16 protein-coding genes are annotated in these 19,075 nt (G+C 53.6%); 7 read left to right on the top strand and 9 right to left on the bottom strand.

Annotated features, from left to right (window positions below; translation table 11 throughout):
- Positions 1-89 precede the first annotated feature (89 nt).
- The gene (locus KKD83_10045; protein MBU2536488.1) at positions 90-1,355 is read left to right on the top strand and encodes an IS110 family transposase; all 1,266 of its coding nucleotides are present in this window, start codon (positions 90-92) and stop codon (positions 1,353-1,355) included.
- Positions 1,356-1,484: 129 nt separating this feature from the next.
- Here the strand turns inward: KKD83_10045 and KKD83_10040 are convergent, their stop codons facing one another.
- Positions 1,485-2,075: a hypothetical protein gene (locus KKD83_10040; protein MBU2536487.1), complete on the bottom strand. Its 591-nt coding sequence runs from the start codon at positions 2,073-2,075 to the stop codon at positions 1,485-1,487.
- A gap of 253 nt (positions 2,076-2,328) precedes the next feature.
- Entirely contained in the window at positions 2,329-2,778 is a 450-nt protein-coding gene (locus KKD83_10035) for a VOC family protein (protein MBU2536486.1), read from the bottom strand.
- A gap of 162 nt (positions 2,779-2,940) precedes the next feature.
- On the opposite strand from KKD83_10035, the gene KKD83_10030 reads away from it, so the two are divergent.
- The 4 genes from KKD83_10030 to KKD83_10015 all read left to right on the top strand — a co-directional run bounded on the left by KKD83_10030 (position 2,941) and on the right by KKD83_10015 (position 6,552).
- A complete protein-coding gene (locus tag KKD83_10030; protein MBU2536485.1) occupies positions 2,941-3,672 on the top strand; it encodes an N-acyl homoserine lactonase family protein in 732 nt (243 codons plus the stop codon).
- 37 nt (positions 3,673-3,709) lie between these two features.
- Positions 3,710-4,678, top strand: coding sequence for an acetamidase/formamidase family protein (locus tag KKD83_10025; protein ID MBU2536484.1), 969 nt, complete (start codon positions 3,710-3,712; stop codon positions 4,676-4,678).
- 97 nt (positions 4,679-4,775) lie between these two features.
- Entirely contained in the window at positions 4,776-5,621 is an 846-nt protein-coding gene (locus KKD83_10020; GenBank protein MBU2536483.1) for a transketolase, read from the top strand.
- The gene (locus tag KKD83_10015; GenBank protein MBU2536482.1) at positions 5,614-6,552 is read left to right on the top strand and encodes a transketolase family protein; all 939 of its coding nucleotides are present in this window, start codon (positions 5,614-5,616) and stop codon (positions 6,550-6,552) included. The genes KKD83_10020 and KKD83_10015 overlap by 8 nt, the downstream gene beginning before the upstream one ends.
- A 25-nt stretch (positions 6,553-6,577) precedes the next feature.
- Here the strand turns inward: KKD83_10015 and KKD83_10010 are convergent, their stop codons facing one another.
- The 5 genes from KKD83_10010 to KKD83_09990 are packed head-to-tail and all read right to left on the bottom strand — an operon-like array spanning position 6,578 to position 14,975.
- Positions 6,578-9,895, bottom strand: a complete 3,318-nt coding sequence (locus tag KKD83_10010; GenBank protein ID MBU2536481.1) for a hypothetical protein — start codon at positions 9,893-9,895, stop codon at positions 6,578-6,580.
- A complete protein-coding gene (locus KKD83_10005; GenBank protein ID MBU2536480.1) occupies positions 9,870-10,703 on the bottom strand; it encodes a 3-keto-5-aminohexanoate cleavage protein in 834 nt (277 codons plus the stop codon). Before KKD83_10005 ends, KKD83_10010 begins: the two co-directional genes overlap by 26 nt.
- A gap of 25 nt (positions 10,704-10,728) precedes the next feature.
- Positions 10,729-11,109, bottom strand: coding sequence for a RidA family protein (locus KKD83_10000; protein MBU2536479.1), 381 nt, complete (start codon positions 11,107-11,109; stop codon positions 10,729-10,731).
- Between the two features lie 28 nt (positions 11,110-11,137).
- Positions 11,138-13,054, bottom strand: a complete 1,917-nt coding sequence (locus KKD83_09995) for an FAD-dependent oxidoreductase (GenBank protein ID MBU2536478.1) — start codon at positions 13,052-13,054, stop codon at positions 11,138-11,140.
- A 40-nt stretch (positions 13,055-13,094) separates the two neighbouring features.
- A complete protein-coding gene (locus KKD83_09990; protein MBU2536477.1) occupies positions 13,095-14,975 on the bottom strand; it encodes an aldehyde ferredoxin oxidoreductase family protein in 1,881 nt (626 codons plus the stop codon).
- Between the two features lie 182 nt (positions 14,976-15,157).
- Between KKD83_09990 and KKD83_09985 the strand changes: the two genes are divergently transcribed.
- Together KKD83_09985 and KKD83_09980 are read left to right on the top strand one after the other, a co-directional pair.
- On the top strand, positions 15,158-16,402 hold the full coding sequence (locus KKD83_09985) for a DUF2088 domain-containing protein (protein MBU2536476.1): 1,245 nt from the start codon (positions 15,158-15,160) through the stop codon (positions 16,400-16,402).
- Positions 16,403-16,421: 19 nt separating this feature from the next.
- Entirely contained in the window at positions 16,422-17,669 is a 1,248-nt protein-coding gene (locus KKD83_09980) for a DUF2088 domain-containing protein (GenBank protein MBU2536475.1), read from the top strand.
- Positions 17,670-17,710: 41 nt separating this feature from the next.
- Here the strand turns inward: KKD83_09980 and KKD83_09975 are convergent, their stop codons facing one another.
- On the bottom strand, positions 17,711-18,589 hold the full coding sequence (locus tag KKD83_09975; protein MBU2536474.1) for a VIT1/CCC1 family protein: 879 nt from the start codon (positions 18,587-18,589) through the stop codon (positions 17,711-17,713).
- Positions 18,590-18,696: 107 nt separating this feature from the next.
- Positions 18,697-19,002 (bottom strand): GYD domain-containing protein, encoded by a 306-nt coding sequence (locus KKD83_09970; GenBank protein ID MBU2536473.1) that lies wholly within the window; start codon positions 19,000-19,002, stop codon positions 18,697-18,699.
- Positions 19,003-19,075: the final 73 nt, after the last annotated feature.

The raw sequence follows: 19,075 nt of genomic DNA, 5'->3' as shown, positions 1-19,075 counted from the left end.
TTAGTATATGGAGCAATAGGCGGAGACAGTCCCAGCTACAATAGAGGAGTGTCCTGTCAGGCACAAATCTATGTAGGAGGAACTGTCAGATGGAGAATAACGCAGCTAGGAAACTAAAACAAGTACCGGTAGGGTATTTGAGGGTGGGGGTAGACCCTCACAAGAAAAAACACGTAGCCGTGACCATGACGGAGGACTTTCTGGTGCAAGGCAAGTTTAAGTTCACCAATTCCCGTGATGGTTTTGAGGAAGCACTGAAGCGGGCTAGAGCAGATATGGAAAAAGCTGGTTGCCAGGGAGTCATCTTTGCCGTCGAGGCAGCCAGTCATTTATGGCGTAATTTCGCCTATTTCCTGGATGAGGAGGGCATACCTTTTCGCTTGATTAACCCATTTAGCCTGAAGCGCAGGCGAGAGGGAAAAGACCTCAATCGTAGGAAAAACGATTTTCGGGATGCTGAGGTAGCGGCGCAATTGCTGTGCACTGGCGAGTTTACAGAAACCACGCTGCCGCAGGGTGTTTATGCCGAACTGAGAGCTACTTACAATGCCTATCGTCGGGTGGTCAAAGAAAGAACCAGGCTCATAAACCTACTAAAGGGTCTTCTGGACGGACTTTTCCCTGAGTTTGCTCAGGTCTTCAAAGACATCTGCGGGCAGACGGCGTTACGGGTGTTGTCCATGTGCCCTATACCCGGACTAATCCGTGGGATGACCGAGGAGGAATTCCTAAAGTTCGTCAGGGAAGGGTATCGAGGACGCCTTATGAGGGGCAAATTACTCGCCCTTCACTACGTCGCCCGGCGTTCCGCCGGTGTAAAGGCGGGCGCCTGGTCAGTGTCCTCTGAGGTTTCTCTCCTGGTGGAGAAACTATGCCTGGTTGACCGACACATACAGCAAATCGAGCAGGCATTGGTGAGGCTGGTTGATGAAGCTGAAGAGGGCAAATATCTGCTCTCAATATTCGGACTGGGCTACATCTCGGTAGCTGGCCTTGTGGCGGAGCTGGGCTCTTTCAGGTCCTATCACAACGCCAGGCAAATGATAAAGATGGCCGGTAGTAATCCTACGGAATCAGAATCGGCAGGCAAGCGACAGAGTAAAACTCCGATGAGCAAGAAAGGACGGCCTGGTCTGCGCCACTGCGGCTGGACTGCGGTACTTTCTCTTCTTCGCCATAATCCTGACTTCCGAACCTGGGCTAAGAGATTACGTGAGCGTCCTGCGCATGCCAATCCGCTTACCGGCAAAGAAATCATGGGGGCAGCTGTAAACAAGCTGCTTCGCATAGGGTTTGTGTTGGCTAAGCAACAAACTTTTTACCAATCGCCACGAGTACCGCAGTTGGTGAGCTAGGAGATGAAGTCTCACATCAGGCGGGCAGGGAGATGCCGTCCCTTTTTTTGGGAACTCGAATGAGTATCCCGTCCACAAACATGGTGCCCCTGCCCACCTGGCCAAACCCGAATGAGTATGATGGGTCTCTTAAAAGAGCAACCCGTATCTAACTGCTAAAGAGGGAGCCGGGAAACAATAGGCTGGGGACTGTCCGCCGATGTGATTAAAGCGAAAAGAATTCGCCGGAGGGTATTGACCTTCAACCAGATAGTATGTTTGTGGAATGCCTTGCATATTGAAGGTAAGACGCATAGATGACCCTTTTTCTGGTTTTGTGGTCATCTGCAAAATACGATTGAATTTATCAACTCTTGGACATAGGCCAGATTTACTTGGTTTCCGAGGTGGGTATCCATGCTTCTCGTTGTTCCACAAATCATGAATGATTTTCAGTTCCTGTGTGTTTGCGAATGCTTTTTCAACTATAGTCTTATCCTGGCCATTACGGTCAGCCCACTTCTTTAGATGGTACTCTAAGCTTGCTATGTTGTTAATTAAAGAAATTGCGAAGTTGGCCACGTCAGCGTCGTTCAACTCGGCCATCCAATCTTGGTAGAATCCGACTCGATGCCCATCCTTAATCACTTTTGGCTTGAATTTACTGATGTCAGTCTCTTGAACTGCCCCGACTGCTGCGAAAATGCGGTTAATTCTATCGGTCAAATCATCGCTTACCATAGCTTGGAAAACCTTACCAATATTAATTTAATATACTTAGTATACGTCTAGATTATGGTGTTTTCAAAGACATCCATCAGATTTATTTGTACTGGACAGGGAAAGCTAGAGAAATCAGTCAAGCGATATTAAACGTTAACCTAAAAGTTCTATTTATTGCACAACTTGCTCTACCAAAACTCCCCCCACTCCCAAACCTGCAGCCCGCGCCTTAATATACGTATGGGAGGAAGCTAAAATAATATATAATGAGCTATTTTTCTTTCGGCGGCTGCATCAGCTCGATTGAGATGCCGTCTGGCCCTCTGAGAAAGCAGACACCCCAGCCCGGACCAGCCACACTTGTACCACCCCAGTACGGCGGATTGACGAACTTCACCCCTTTGGCGCCGAGGTCCTCATATATCTTTTGGATATCATCCACCGCAAAAGCGATGTGGGGCACGCCGGGATTACAAGTTCTCAGATCCAGCTTTGTTCCCTTGGGGTTGAAATATTCGATCACTTCAATGTTATTGCCGTCCGGGACTTTCACTATGGCCAGTCGCAGCGAAGCGCCTTTAATGCCCAGAATGATCTCCGGACGCTCTCCGCTGGTCTCCCGCACTTCCGTTGTTTCCAGTCCAAGTAGGTCGCGGAAAAAGTGCAAAGCTTCGTCCAAATTGCTGACCGTCAGACCAAAATGTTGTACGTAATTGACCATTTTTACCTCCTATCCTTTTCTTTTGGCACGCCACTTCGGCTCTTTCGGCGGCAGCCAATGCTGCTCAGGTAATTCTAAGCTGAATATAGTATAATAGGCAAGAAGACGACGTTTTTCCTCACGGGCGCATGACAGCGATATGAAAGGAGCCGGGCAGAAAAGATGAGAACCTACCGCATCAGGCCGCTTCTCCTGACGAAGATGGAAATAGACATGGGAATTCTCCTTTACCGATACCGATACGGAGAAAAGTTCATGTCCCCCGCCTACTGCTGGTACATCGAGGATGCCGACCAGCATATTCTGGTCGATACCAGCACCGACGCCGAACTGGCAACCAGCTATCGGGGTTTTCCTGCGGAAAAAGTCATGTCTTTTGAGGAAGCGCTGGCCGGCCTGGGATTAAAACCTGATGATATCGACCTGGTTATCCAGACCCACCTGCACTGGGACCATTGCGCCAACACCGCCAAGTGTACCAACGCCAGGGTACTGGTGAACGAAACAGAACTGCGTTTCGCTTTTTCCCCCCATCCGCTCACCGGTCTCAGCTATAGGACGGACCTCATCAAGGACCTCAATTTCGTAACGATTGACGGCTACCATGAAGTCGCCCCCGGGATTGAAATCATACCCGCCCCCGGCCACTCACCGGGAACACAGGCTGTCGCCATCAATACCGAAAAGGGCAAGGCAATAATCTCCGGCTTCTGCTGCGTGAGGGAGAATTTCTATCCCCCGGAGGAACTGAAAAAGCTAATGCCGGTGATTACGCCCGGGACACATACCGATATCATGGCTGCCTACGATAGTACCCTCCGCATCAAGGAGCTGGCCGATATATTGATTCCCATACACGACCCATCTTATGCCGACGTCACCAGCATCCCCTGAAGCATATCACGCTTCAATACAATCAAGGCAGGTCAAAATGGAAGGCACTGTACACAGGCTTGAACCACGTATTTATTACTACACATTTGGACCAAGCGAACCGGCACTGACCGTGAAAAGCGGTGATACCGTCGTGGCGCGAACGCGCGATGCCGGCGGTTTTGACGAGAAAATGGCGCCGATGCCTGAAGAAATGAAACAGCGCAGCGCCGTGACACTTCTCTGCGAGCGGAACCCGCAGGTCGGCCCGGTCTATGTCGAGGATGCGGAACCCGGCGACATGCTGGCCGTGACTATCCAGCAAATAAAACTCAACCGCGATTCCGCCTGGTCAAGGCACCGCTCCCATTTCGGCAGCCTTACCGGCGAAGCCCCGGGCAAGCAGCTGTTCCTCAACGACCCGATACCGGAGGCCAAATTCGACTGGCAGCTCGACCTCGGGCGAAATACCGGCATTCTGGAACTGAAATCGAGCCGGCGGAAACGGATTGAAATACCGCTGCACCCGTTTCTAGGCTCCATCGGCGTTGCCCCCCGCTTCGGCCGTGTCGAGACTTCGCTCGTGCCCGGCGAGTTCGGCGGCAATATGGACTGCATCGAGACCCAGGAGGGCACGGTACTTTACCTGCCGGTCTGGGTGCGAGGCGCTTACTTCTTCTTCGGCGATGTCCATGCTGCCCAGGGCGATGGTGAACTCTGCGGCGTGGCGCTGGAGACCACCGCCGAGGTTACCGTAAAGCTGGATGTAGTGAAGGGCAAAAGCATCGACTGGCCCCGACTTGAAGATGAGACGCATATTATGACCACGGGCAGCGGCCAGCCGCTGATGGACTGCGTCCGCATTGCAACGGTGGAACTGGTCAAGTGGCTGGTCGATGATTACGGGTTCGAGAAATGGGAGGCCTTCCAGGTCGTATCTCAGACGGGCACGATGCGCATCGGCAATATCGTCGACCCGAACTATACCGTGGTCGCCAAGTTCCCGAAGAGATACCTGCCTGACTAGATTCCGGTCTGTAAAAGCCATCTTGACAGGGCAGCAGGCGAGGGAATAGGATTGTTAGGCCTGCACGATAACCTTCGAAGGAGGTAACACTTTAGCGATGGTTGCCAGAACAGATTACTCCCCGGAATTAATCAAGAAACTGGAAGATATGGCAAGACAGCTCCGCATTGACGTTGTTGAGATGATTCACTGCCGGGGGCAGGGGCACCCGGGAGGTTCTCTCTCCCCGGCGGAAATCATGTCCGTCCTCTTTTTCCATCACATGCGCCTCGACCCTCAAAAACCGCAGTGGGAAAATCGCGACCGCTTCATACTGAGCAAAGGCCATGCCTCTGCGATTCTGTATGCGGCGCTGGCCCACAGGGGATTCCTGCCGATTGAAGAACTCGAAACCTTCGGCTGCATCGGGAGCCGCCTGCAGGGACACCCTGACCGATGTAAAACTCCCGGCGTTGAAATGACCTCCGGCTGTCTGGGGCACGGCGTCAGCATCGCCGCCGGCCTATGTCTGGCCGGGCAGCTTAAAGGTCTCGACTATCGTACCTACGTACTGCTCGGCGACGGCGAGCTCCAGGCCGGTGTCCTGTGGGAAGGGGCGATGCTCGCAGCAAAATATAAATTATCCGAACTAATCGCCATCGTCGACTATAACGGTGTCCAGCTGGACGGTACCGTAGCAGATATCATGCCGATAGAGCCACTGAGGAGCAAATGGGAATCTTTCGGCTGGAACGTTCTCGAAATCGACGGCCACAGCGTGCCCGAAGTGCTGGCAGCGCTGGACAAAGCCCGCGCCAATGGCGGTAAACCCACCGTGATTATTGCCCGCACCGTCAAGGGCAAAGGCGTATCCTTTATGGAGGGTAAAGCGTCCTGGCATGGCCGAGCCATCAATGACGAAGAATACCGGCAAGCAATGGAGGAGTTGAAGCAAGATGCCTGATAAAGATATGACCCGGAAGATATTTGGAGAGACGCTGGCCGAATATGGTCTGAAAAATAAAAAGGTGGTCGTGCTCACGGCTGATGTCTCCTCCTCGGTTATGACCACCTTCTTCGCGGAAAAGGCGCCGGAGCGCTTTTTCAACGTTGGCATTGCCGAGGCCGGAATGGTGGATACCGCGGTTGGCTTCGCGCTGGGCGGCATGATACCGTTCGCCAATACCTTTGCCGCCCTCCTCCTGAGGGCCACGGAACAAATCAGAACGTGCGTTGCCTACGCCAATACCAATGTCAAAATAGTTGGCAGCTTCGCCGGCCTGTCCAATTTCAAGGATGGCCCCACCCACCACTCCATCATGGATGTCGCCGTACTGCGCGCGATGCCGAATATGACCATCCTCGTACCATCGGACAGCATTGAGGCGAAAAAAATGATACCCCTGATTGCCGAGCACGAGGGACCGGTTTACATACGCATCAGCCGCGCCGAGATGCCGATAATCTACGATGAGAGCCACAAGGTGGAAATCGGCAAGGGCGTGGTGGTGCGCGATGGAAACGATGTTGCCATCGTCGCCAACGGCCACATGCTCAGTCGCTCGCTTGAAGCCGCCGATAAGTTAAGCTCCCATGGAATAAAGGCAAGGGTGGTAGACCTGCACACGGTCAAGCCTGTGGATACCCCGTTGCTGAGGAAGTGCGCCGAAGAAACCGGTGCCATTGTCACTGTAGAAGAGCACTCCATCGTCGGCGGCCTGGGCAGCGCTGTGGCTGAGACTCTCGTGGGCGAAATCCCGGTGCCGATAAAGATGGTGGGAATCGCCGACACATTTACCGAAACTTCGAAAGACTTCGATTCCCTGCTTGATAAATACGGGATGGCCGTAGATGATATCGTCAAGGCCGCTCAGCAGGCGGTGAAACTGAAATAGAACGACTTTAACGCCCACCCTGTTATTACGGCCCGATATGAAATTCCAGTGTTTGAAGCGTGTCGGGTTCGACCACATCCCAGCACACTAACTTGGTCTTTTGCTGAACTTCCGCGGCAATATCAGCATAGGTTCGATAATGGCCGCGCCTGAGTGAGTAATTATCGAAGAACCACAGTCCAGCCCCGGGCACGTTGAAAACACAGACAGTATGACTTTTACGCACCGGCCTGAGCATAGCGGTAACAAAAACCGGCCTGGATTCCGGCTGCCATTGCTGCAGTAATGCCGCAGCGAGCGCTGCGAAGCCATCGCAGTCATCCTTCTTCTTAGCCCAGACCGTCTGCGGGTAGCTGATAGCATCAAAGAGGTGTAAAGGCCCATCCATCGTCCAGGTCACCTGCTTCAGCAGAGCTTCAATTTGCTCGAGAGAATCGGCTACCGGTAAGGGTTGTGTTTTATATTTGGCCTCAAACCACCTCCGCCGCCATCGTGACCAGCGATACCGACCATTCCGCAGCCAGAAAATGAGAAAACGGTCTATGAAGGTTATCGTTACGAAGGTTAGAACAGTTAGTATCACAGCGATACCGGCGCCAATTATTGCCCACGCATAGCCAGGCATAACAGGAGCAGGCGGCTCTGGTGCCGGCAAGATAACGATCTCAGGCGGTGGCGTTTGAGGCGGAAGTTCTATCGTTGGGAAAGGAATCTCCTGTGCCGGTGGGGGCGGTATGCTGATGACCGGCGGTGGGGGTCGTTCGATGATTACGGCCGGTGTTACCTCCAGAGATTCAACCTGAAAGGTACGATGCTCGGAACTGATGCGGAATAACGGCTGCGTGATACGCGCTCTCCAGTAGTAGGTCATTCCAGCGTTAAAATCGATCTGCGCAGTCCCTTCAGCTGTCGGGCCAACAAAAAGAACCACGGGTGAACTATCACTGGACACCGTTATGCTGGCAATCAGTGCTTTGAATTCCTCATCCTGGGCGATGGAAAGCTCGTATTCAGTAGCATCGAACGCTCGCTTCCAGCGAAAGGTTATGTCCCCGGCAATTCCGGTTACCCGATTAACCGAACCGATATAATCGTCTTCCGGCGCCTGCAGCACCAGCTTCGTCATAATATCATTAATACGGTAAAGCCGGTTGGTGCCATTGGTCTTTATCGCCCATAACTTTCCGCCGGAGCTTAATTTCAGCGCCTGCGGTAAGGCGTTGAAAACAACGCTAGGGTCTGCAATATCTGTTGTGGTCGAGGTGGCTCTTGCCTCCCAGCTCGCTGACGAAGGGGATGCGGTAGCCGGTGACAGGCACTGCCACAGCGTACTTTGCTCTATGCCCGGGTTATACTCAAGAACATAGAGCGCATTATCTTCAGCAGCCAGGCCGTAAATCCCGTCGCTCAGGTTACCCTTAAAAATATCCGCCCAGCTTGTGCTGGTGCCGATCTGCCACCGCATAACGTTTTGCCCGGAACTATCACTGGCAGCATAAATCATCTTGTTGGAAGCATAGTCTTTATCGGGAACAACCTGGACCCTGCCCGCTCCACTTTGAATCTGCCGTATTTTCTGCCATGAAGAACCTCCATCCACAGAATAGGCCACGTAGCCATCGGTGCTGCCCGCAAATAAAATATCCGCGCCTCCGCTGACAATCATGTAGCCCGTACCTTCATCAAGTTTGGTGGAAACATTCGCGCTCCAGCCAAGGCCAGAGGAAAATGTCTTAGACACATGTCCCTCTGCGTTGAGCACATAGGCGATGTCGGCACTTTCCACCGCCAGGTCCTGCACAGTAAGCAGTGAGGTACCCATCGACCATTCCCTGTCTCCGCCATCAGGACTGTGGTAAATGCTATAACCATCCTTCTCCGCGAGGTAGACTGTCTTAGAATCGCCGGGGGCCAGCCTTATGATATAGCCAGTGGTGTCCTGCTGGCTCAGCACACGCTGCCATGATGACGCTCTGCGCCAGAGACTGAGATCATTTCCATCGTCACTTGCCAAGTAAACAGTTTCACCGTCCTCTGAGACGGCAACATCGCTCAGGTTGCTCAACATAGTGTCAATCAGGCTGACATCATTGAAAGCTAGCCCGTTATTTCTCGAGATAGCAAAAGCACTCTCGTCGCCCGATGTTCCGGCCACCACCGCATCCCCCATCCAGGCAACTACAACCCTGCCCTCTCCTCCCGGCCCCTTCATCGATAAATTTGACTTCAAAGTTGGCACCTTGGTTAGCGGGTTGGTGCTGTGATAGACGGTATTGCCATCATACGCAGCGGCTACCAGGACACGACCATCAAAAGCAATACTATGAATGTTAACGCCGGTTAGCAGCGATTCGACAGCTGTATCTCCGATGCGGTACACTCCGCCGGCCTCTTCATCACCGTTTACCGTCAGGCCAACAAAAGCGATGCGACTACTCTCTTCACCGGCAAGGTAGTCAGGTGACAAGGCTATTGATGCTGAAACCACCTGACCGGTTGCATCGTATTCGAGTACGTCTACTGGATAGCCAGTAAATCCGGTTTGAGTATTCCACACTTGAGAGGTGAAGCTGAAAACCTGCAGATTTGCACGTTTATCCTCGGTTTCACCAACGGTTACCAGCACATTATCTTCCGAAAAATTCGGCGAAAAGGACAGCGCCCTTATGGTTCTGGTCATGGCAAAGCCGGGTAAGGAGCCGGTTTCCTTCCACTCCGGTTTCTCTGCCTCAATTACGCAGTACCAGACATTGCCCACTCCACCGACTGCCTCCCCGGCAACCGCCAGATAATGCATCCCGTTACCTGCTTCCGAAATGGCTATATCATATATTTCTCTGGCACTGCTGCCTCCAGACGCTTGAATCATACCCAGAGAACGCCAGGTGATGCCACCATCGGTGGTGAAATAAGCTGAGGGGATAGTTTTTCTGGCCACCGCTGCCACATCGGCATTATCCGGAGCCACCGCCACGAGGTCGGCGACAATGGAAACGCCCTGTGCCACCCAGCTTATCCCGGCATCATCTGATTTGAAGACGTATTTATCAGCTATGCTGTCGCCCGGGGCAGCGTATATAGTGGCACCATCAGCGGCAACCGCCAGGTCACGGATATCAACGCCAGATGGGCCTAGCTGGTAACCTTCGGCGCCGGGGATGGGCACCGCCGACCACGATGGGGCCTCGGCCGAGACTGGCGCCGCAAATGACAGCAGGCTGGCCATCAGCATGACGACCAGCCCTATAATTCTTAATATTTTATATCCCATCGCCCCATCGACCGCCTGAACAAAACCGGTAATGTGTGAGTAAATTCTACCGCCGAATCTGCAGAATCTCACGCGCCTCATCGGGAGTGGCTGTTTCCAGATTCAGCTCCCGGGCAATGCGCGCCGTTCTCGCCACCAGCTCGGCATTGCTCCTGGCCAGCTGACCCGGCGCGTAGTAGACATTATCTTCAAGGCCCACCCGCGGGTTCCCACCTAGCAGCATGGCCATGGTAGTCAGCGGCAGCTCGGCCTCATCTCCGGCAGAGACATTAAAAACACAATCCTCCGGCAACCGTTGCACCAGAGCCACCAGATTGCGCCAGGTGCCCCTCAGCGTTCCCTGTGCCGGTAAATTCAGCCCGATATCCAGAAAGTAAGGCTTGTCCACCAGTCCCTTCTCAATGAGATTTTCGGCTTCTTCGAGACAGGCGAAGTTCAGGATTGCTATCGCTGGTTTTACCCCTTGTTCCTGGGCGCGTCGGGCAGTCTCCTCTATCTCTGACCTTTTATAGATAAAGGGTATTTCCACGCCTTTAACCGGCATTATCATCATAAACGTATTGAGCGAGGCCATCTCCGGTTTCAGTAATAGAGGGGCGATGCGCTCCTCATTGGGAAGCGTGGGACCACCACCCGTGCTCAACTGCACAATTAAGTCGCTTGAATTCTTAATGCCTTCATGAATTTTCCGGAATATATCCAGAGACATGGTATTGTTGCCGGATTTGTCGCGGGCATGGACGTGTACGATGGCAGCACCTGCCTCACGACACTGTACTGCCTGTTCGATAATCTCCTCTGGTTGTTCGGGTAGATTGGGATTGGCCTCCTTCCCATGCCCGGCCCCGGTCAATGCCGCCGTTATGATGATTTTTCGCATATTTAAATGTAATTTCCCTTTCTAGCTACGCACAACAGGCGATGCACTCGATTTCAACCACTATCTCCGGCCTCGCCAGCGCCGCGACGATAACCGTGGAACGTGCTGGCAGGTCTTCGGTGAAATAGGTCTTGTAGACTTCATTCATCTTGGAGAAATCCTCGGCTCTGGTCAGAAACACGGTTGTCTTGACTACATCGTCTATTGACACACCTGCCGCCTCCAGAACCCTCTTCATATTATCCAGCACCTGTCTGGTCTGGGCTTCAACTCCCTCAAGTTTATTACCCTGGCTATCGACGTGCCCGACCTGACCGGAGACAAAGACGTAGTCACCTGTTTTTATCGCCGGGGAATAAGGGACACCGGGAAGTGCCGTGGGTACCATGATAACCTGCTTGGCCATAGTAAACCTCCTTTCAATACTCTGCTGGTTATATCTTCTGGCCGGTATGAAATCCTTCGCTGATAGCGTCAAGGATGGTCCGCGGTTCGACGCAGTCACCAATGTGATAGACTTCAGAGACCTTATCCCTAATGGCATCATAGAGCGCGGTATCCGGCACCGACCCCGCAGCGAGAACCACGGTGTCGGCCTCTACGGTCCTTTCCTCACCGTCTCTGGTGGTTATGATGACGCCCTCTGGGCTGATGCCATCGTATCTGACCTCGCAGAGCAGGGTGACGCCTTTATCCAGAAGCCGGCTGAGGAAGAAAGCCCGGTTGCTGGGTCTGACGCTCGTCGCCATCTCGGAGCCCCGGCGCATCACCGTAACCTGCTTGCCCTGGTCAGCCAGAAATTCCGCCGTTTCACAACCTACCAGCTCGCCGCCAATTATGGCCACCTTATCTCCTACTTTTACCTTCCCCTCCAGGACATCCCCTGCTTGAATGACCCGAGCCTTGTCCAGCCCCGGAATATCGGGGAGGAACGGCTTTATGCCGGTGGCCACAACCGCCGCGTCGGGATTGAATTCAGCAACTGTGGTCGCGCTAGCCTCTTTGCCAAGTTGAATCTTGACGCCGAGCTTCTGCAACTGCGTTTCCAGATATTTAGCCAGCGGTGCGATTCTATCCTTGTGCGGGGGTATCGCTGCCTGAACCAGCTGCCCGCCGAGGCGCGATTCTTTTTCCCACAGGGTTACCTGGTGACCCCTCAGGGCAGCGACCCTTGCCGCTTCCATACCCGCCGGGCCACCGCCAACGACAAGGATTTTCTTTGGCTTGGCCGCTGGTACGATTTCGCTTTCCTTCTCACGCCCTAAAGTGGCATTTGCCGAGCACCGTATGCCCACCAACTTCGGATCGCGGAGGTCATCGCGGCAACCGTTACAGATGATGCAGGGGGTTATATCGTCGGTCTTATCCGCGGCTACTTTATTCGTCCATTCCGCGTCGGCCAGCATCGCCTTACCGATGGCGATCAGGTCCGCCTTTCCCTCCTTCAATAATCGCTCACCATCTTCGGGGGTTATCCTGCCGACGGCGATTACCGGGATTGAAACCGCTTTCTTTATCCCTTCCGCCAGGTCTTCAATCACCACCGGGGTAAAGGTGGGTGTGGTACGATTTACCGGCGATTCCGGCCCCCAGGCTGAGACGTGGATTGCCATCAAGCCGGCTTCCTGTACCAGACGTGCCGTTTTCTGAGCACCTTCCAGAGTTATGCCCTCTACGCCATATTCCTTGCCATCCATACGGCACCAGACGGGATAGTCATCGCCAACGGCCTCTTTTACGTCAGCAATGATTTCCAGGAGAAATCGCGCCCGGTTGTGCACGTTGCCACCATACTCATCCTTACGTTTGTTTGAATTGGGCGACAGGAACTGGTCAACGAGGTAGCCATGTGCCCCGTGGATTTCCACCCCATCAAACCCGGCTGTCTTTGCCCTGAACGCAGCATCGGCGAAATAGGCCACGGTTTCAGCAATTTCCTCAACCGCCATTTCCCTGGGTGTTTCACCGGCCAAGCCGGGCAGTGGTGAGGCGGAAACAGGTTGCAACCCATTCACGGTCGATTTAGCCTCGCGGCCGCCATGGTGAATCTGGATGCCAATCTTGGCACCGTGTTTATGAACCGCATCCACCAGCTCTCTCATCCCGGAAATAAACTTATCATCACTGATGCCGAGCTGGTTGGGGAAAGCCCATCCCTGACGATGAACATAGGTCGCCTCTACGATAATCAGCCCGGCACCGCCGCGGGCACGTGCCTCGTAGTAGTTCTTGGTACGTTCGGTGACAAACCCGTCATCGGCAGCGTACCTGGTGACCATCGGGGGCATCACCACCCGGTTTTTTAGCTCCATGCGCCCGATGCGGAAAGGTTCCCAGAGTCTTCCGCTCATAGCAGCTTCACCTCCTTTATTCAGCTACTCAGGAATTATCTTATTTTGCAGGCAGCTCTGATGCCGCCCACTCAATACCCAGTTCGCCAAGCCTGCCCGGCGTCGGGACGCCATTGGGCCAGCCCATCATATCGTAATAAAGCGCTTTACCTTCCTCAAAGGCCTTGGGGTCAAGCGCCGCCTTGAGCGGCCCGGAAGGATGGGGGGCAAAGAAGCGCTTCGGCATGGTGTCATCCTTGACGGTGAAGCCTTCTCTCAAGTTGAAAATTCGTGCCAAGTTAGTTGACCGTTCGCCTACCTTCAGCAACTCGAAGAACGTGGTATCCCAGCCGGTCACCGCTTTGACCAGTTGCGTGGTTCGCTCCAGCCCAACAAAACTCAGCGACATGACGAAGTAGCAACATACGGCGCAGTTAAGGAAGTGGATGAATTCAGTGTAATACTTGAGCAATCGGATTTTGGCCGATGACAGGTCATTGGCGGCCATCGGCTCCAGTATGCCAAACGGGTATGCCGCCTCCAGCATCGGGCCTATGTCCGTATAGACGGTGTCATGGATATTGTGACAGTGGTCGGCACCGGTCGGGGATATGGCGTAGCCAACGCCCATACCCTGCTTCAAACGGGGTTCATGCATGGGCAGTTCCTGGCCCTTGATGTGCATTGCATATTCCTCAGCGGCGGGTCCGATTTTCTTGGCCACTCGCGCCACGCCCTCGGCGAGCGTATCGCCGAAACCCTGGCGCAGTGCAATCTGCTCGACCATCTGCAACATGGCTTCGGTATTGCCGAAGCGCAGCTCCATTCCACCGGTATCCTTGGCGCTCAGCAGCCCGTTTTCAAAACACTCCATAGCGAAGGCAATGGTTGCCCCGCAGGAGATGGTATCCAGTCCATAGGCATTACACAGCTCGTTTGCCTTGGAAATGGCAGGCAAATCAGTGATGCCGCAGTCAGAACCCAGCGCGGCAATCGTTTCATATTCGGGACCACCGTAGCGCGGGTCGACCACATACGGCTTGTCCACCTTCACCTCGCGCTTGCACTGCACCGGGCAGGCGAAACAAGCCCTCCGCCTGACCAGAATGGTGTCCTTCATGGCCTGCCCGTTTATTTTATCGGCACCATCAATGGAGCCAACCTGGAAATTACGGGTCGGCAGACCTCCCACCGGGTCGAGGACGGCCACCACCCGCGCCGTACCGAAATCGTGCATCCCCTTGTTGGTAATCGGTGTGTTCTCTGCAATCCACCCGGCGATTTCTTTGAACGTTGCCGGGTCGGCAATGGAAACGCGCTGGCGCCCACGGACGGCGATAGCCTTCAGGTTTTTGGAGCCCATCACCGCTCCCATGCCTGTCCGTCCGGCGGCGGCATCGAGGTCATTCATGACACTGGCATACCTGACCAGTTTCTCCCCGGCGGGACCGATATATGCCACCTTGACCAGCTGGTCGCCAAGCTCATCGCGGATGGCATTCTGGCACTCCAGCGTCTTCATTCCCCACAGGTGGCGGGCATCTTTAAGCTCGACCTTATTATCCTGAATAGAAAGATAGACCGGTTTTTCTGCCTTACCTTCCACGATTATGGCGTCAAAACCGGCCATTTTCAGCTCCGCTCCCCAGTAGCCTCCTGAATCGGCCTCGCCAAAAGCGCCGGTGAGCGGTGATTTACCACCCACGCTGTGCCGGCCGCATCCTCCGGCCGGTGCCCCGGTCAACGGACCGGCAGCAAAGATTAGCTTGTTATCAGGGCTTAAAGGCTCGACACCAGGTTTAAGCTCCTTCAGCAAGAAATAGCCAATAAAGCCTTCCCCACCAAAATACTGTCGATAGAAATGGTCCGGATATTCCTCCGTCTTGATACGCCCTGAGGAAAGATCGACTCTTAAAACCTTACCGTTGTAACCGTGTGGCATCAGTTACCTCCTCACTGTAAAATCTCGTCCATTAGTATACGTCATAGACCAGAAACCCGCAACAATAGGAGAAAAAGAAAAGTAACTATATACGAATAAATTTGAAGGCATGGTCAATTGCCGTGATATAATGTTAGGACAGCCGCATGGGCAGGTAATGCCCGTCGTGAGAAGAATCCATAATGCCAAACATGCTCAGAATACCGCAGCTTGCCTGTCACGGAACGAAAGAGCTGGAACTGCCTCTCCCCGATAGCTGGCAGGTTACGCACTGTCCTATGACTGGTTTCAGCCATCCGGCTTTAAAACCTGAAGAGATGAGGGCAGCGCTCAGCAGACCAATTGGTACCTCCGGGCTGCGTGAACTGGCCATAGGAAAAAAAGAAATAGTCATTATCTTTGACGACCAGACACGGGCTACCAGGACAGCCGAGATAGCGCCTTTTGTCCTCGAAGAACTGGCTGCGGCCGGTATTCCCGATGATAGAATAAGATTTGTCTGCGCACTGGGTTTACATGGCCCGATGTACCGCCGCCATTTTATTCAGAAGCTGACTGAAGATATTGTCTCACGCTTCCCCGTTTATAACCATAACGCCTTCGGCAACTGCACCTACGCTGGTACCACCACTACATATGAGACAAAAGTGTATGTAAACGAAGAAGTCATGAAGTGTGACCTTAAAATTGCCATCGGGCTGGTCGTGCCGCACCATATTGCCGGTTTTAGCGGCGGAGGTAAGAGCATTCTCCCTGGGGTAGCCTCTTCTGAAACCATCCAGTATAATCATATGATGGGCCATAAAAGTCGGGAAAAGCCAAGAGAGAAGCCAGAAGTTGGCATGGGCATTTACCACCACAATCCGCTGCGACGGGATATTGATGAGGCAGCCAGGCTAGTAGGTGTGGACTTCCTCATCAACTGCCTGATAAATGGCCGGGGGGAGACCGTATCGCTCTATGCCGGCGACATGCTGGCGGCTCACGATGCCGCCGTGCAAGAAGCGAAGAATCACTACCTGACGCCAGAGGTGACGGAAAAAGATATCGTGATTGCCAACATTTCCTCTCCGAATAATGTCACCTCAATCGGCCTGCTCATATCTTTCCCCGCGGTGAGCCACGTCGGTGGCGATGTGGTCCTCATCGCCAATTATCCCGAGGGGCGGGTCCCTCATTACCTAGGGGGTCGCTGGGGAAGAGACACCTGGGCAGTGCAGCACCGGCGGGTACAGATACCGGAGAAGGTAAATCGCCTGATTGCCTACAATGAATACCCTCATCCGGGCAGCAACTGGTTTGACGATGATGCCAGAATTATTTACTGTAGTAGATGGGACGAAGTCTTGAAGCTTCTCCAGGCAACGCATGGCAACGACGCCAGGGTCGCCGTCTATCCCAATGCTGACATACAGTATTGTTCATAATCTTAATGAGGAGTGAATAATGTCAAACATACTCAGAATTCCACAGCTCGCCTGGCATGGAACCGAAGAATTACAACTGCCTCTGCCGGATGACTGGCAGGTTGAGATGGGCTATATGGCCGGATATAACCGCCCCGCCCTGAGCCCGGAACAGATCGGTGAAACGGTAACCGGAAAGCTAATCGGCACGCCTCCGATACGGGAACTGGCCAAGGGGAAAAAGGAAGTGGTTATCATCTTTGACGATATGACCAGGGTGACCCGAGTGGCCGAAATCGTTCCTTTTGTGCTCGAAGAATTAGGCGCTGCCGGCATTCCCGATAGCAACATCCGCTTCATTGCCGCGCTGGGCTGCCACGGCGCCATGAACCGCCTCGACTTCGTCAAGAAGCTCGGCGAGGAGACGTTAGCCCGTTTCCCGGTTTTCAACCACAACCCCTACGCCAACTGCACGTACGTTGGTACGACGAAGACCTATGGCACCAGGGTCTGTGTTAACGACGAGGTAATGAAGTGCGACCTTAAAATCGCCATCGGTTCGGTGGTGCCCCATCCCAGTACCGGCTTTGGCGGCGGCGGGAAAATCATCCTCCCCGGGGTGACTTCATTTGAGACCATTGAATATAACCACAAGATGTTCCGCCAAGCTCAACTGGCGAAAGGGCCTCAGTATACGGGTCATGGCGTCTACGACGGTAACCTGGGACGTCTGGACATCGAAGAGGCGGCCGATTTGGCTAGCCTCGACGTCCTCATCAACTGCATAGTCAATATGTGGGGGGAAACGGTGGCCATCTATGCCGGGGCGCTAAGACCGGCTTATGAAGAAGCGGTCAAGGAAGCCAAGCCGCATTACCTGACGCCAAAGCTGGCGGGCAAAGATATCGCCATCGCCAATGCCTTCGCCAAGGCGAATGAAGCCTGGATAGGCCAGGCCATCACCTACCCATCGCTGAAACCCGAGGGAGGAGACGTCGTCGTCATCGCCAACCACCCTGAGGGACAGGTAACGCATTACCTTCTGGGGCCATTCGGGGAGACAATCTGGGGCCCGCTGCGAAGAGAGCGGAAAATCCCTTCTCAGGTCGACCGTCTTATCGTTTACACCGAATATCCCGACCTCTCCAGCCGGTGCTGGTTCGGTGGCAAGGACAGAGCATTGTTCTTACATCGGTGGGAAGATGTACTGAAAGTGCTCCGGGAAAAGAACGGCGCTGGTGCCACCGTTGCGGTTTATCCCAACGCCGAAATTCAGTACAGCCGTTAGTCAGGGTTCAAGAGACGGTAGCTCGCTCTGGGTGCGTATTCTCACTCAATATTTATATGCAGCAACGTCCTGGCCAGATAACCGATGACGAAGGCCAGCGCCGCCACTCCAAGGCTGATAAGCACCATCTCGGAAAATCTTCTGCGGAAAGAAATCTCTTTGGCCACCGAGATGTAAAAGCTGAACAGGAAGACCACGACAATAGCATTGAAAATCATCAGCCCCATAGCTACATAGACATTGTGAAAGACAAGGTAGGGAAAGAGTAAAAAGACAAAGGTAATGACATTGGCCAAGCCGCCGTAGAGGACCGCCTTTAAAGGGCTGTGGCCGCCCTCGCCCGATTTTGTCGCCAGGTACTCGGTGCTGGCTACGGAAAGCACCATCGCTGCCCCGGTAATCAACCCGGCGAGTATAATCAGGTCTGACTCAGGTAGCGCCAGCGTCAGGCCAGCCAGTGTCCCGGTAAGCTCCACCAGCGCCACATTCAAACCCCGCACCATATCCGCGGTATAGCGAAGTCGCTCTTCATCAATCAAGCTGATAAGCTGTCGTTCGTGCCGGTTCTCATCGCGGGCAATATTGGAGGCCACCGGAACGAATTGGGCGATTTCGGCATAGGCCGCCTGCGCCTGCTCCTCACCCAGCTCCATGAGCTTTATGCCGAAGGTAAGCCCGAAAACACGTGAAATGAAATAGTAAAGCCATGTCTTCAGCCGACTTGGATGTGATTTTTCGCCGGTATATCTCTGCCACAGGTTATGGTGCCCCAGTTCATCTTTAGCGATGCGCTGGAGAACATTTCGATTGTGAGGGTCTTTCACCGATTTCGCCAGCTTCTGGTAGATGAAATGCTCGGTTATTTCACCCCTCTGCATGGTCAGGATTTTCGATTTCACTTCAGATGGTAATGCTGACATGGCTTAACCTGCAACATTATGTAAAATTATAGCGCTTCGCGACTGGAATTGCTTCAGGCTTCAGTTCGCAACTGCGCTGAGATGTGCGTTTTCCCCCGCTGCCTTCGCTACTGCCAGGGCCTGTCTTTTTCCTTAAGAGTATCAATAAGCGCGTCAAGGGTGATTGCGGCCAGGGTAAGCGTGGAAAAGTGGCCCTGGGCGCTTAATCTGGTGGCCAGTTTGGCCACGACTTCATTGCTCGGCGCTTCCACAATGTTAACGAAGTCGTACTGGCCGAGAAGCGCGTACTGGTCCAGTATCTTGACCCCCATAAACTCCACTTCTTTATTGAATCCCCGCAATATTTCGGGGTCATCCTGAAGCGCCTTGCGTCCCGCATCGGTAAGGGTAGTCAACATCATATATACAGGCATGGCGACCTCCTTTTCATATCAATATTTAAGGGTATTATGTCGCTACCGACTGCCTTTGTCAATTCCTGACAGC

The sequence above is a fragment of the Chloroflexota bacterium genome (genome assembly GCA_018829775.1).
Classification (GTDB): Bacteria; Chloroflexota; Dehalococcoidia; order Dehalococcoidales; family RBG-16-60-22; genus E44-bin89.
The sequence above is the reverse complement of the archived record's forward strand: the minus strand, read 5'-3'. Positions and strand labels throughout refer to the sequence as shown.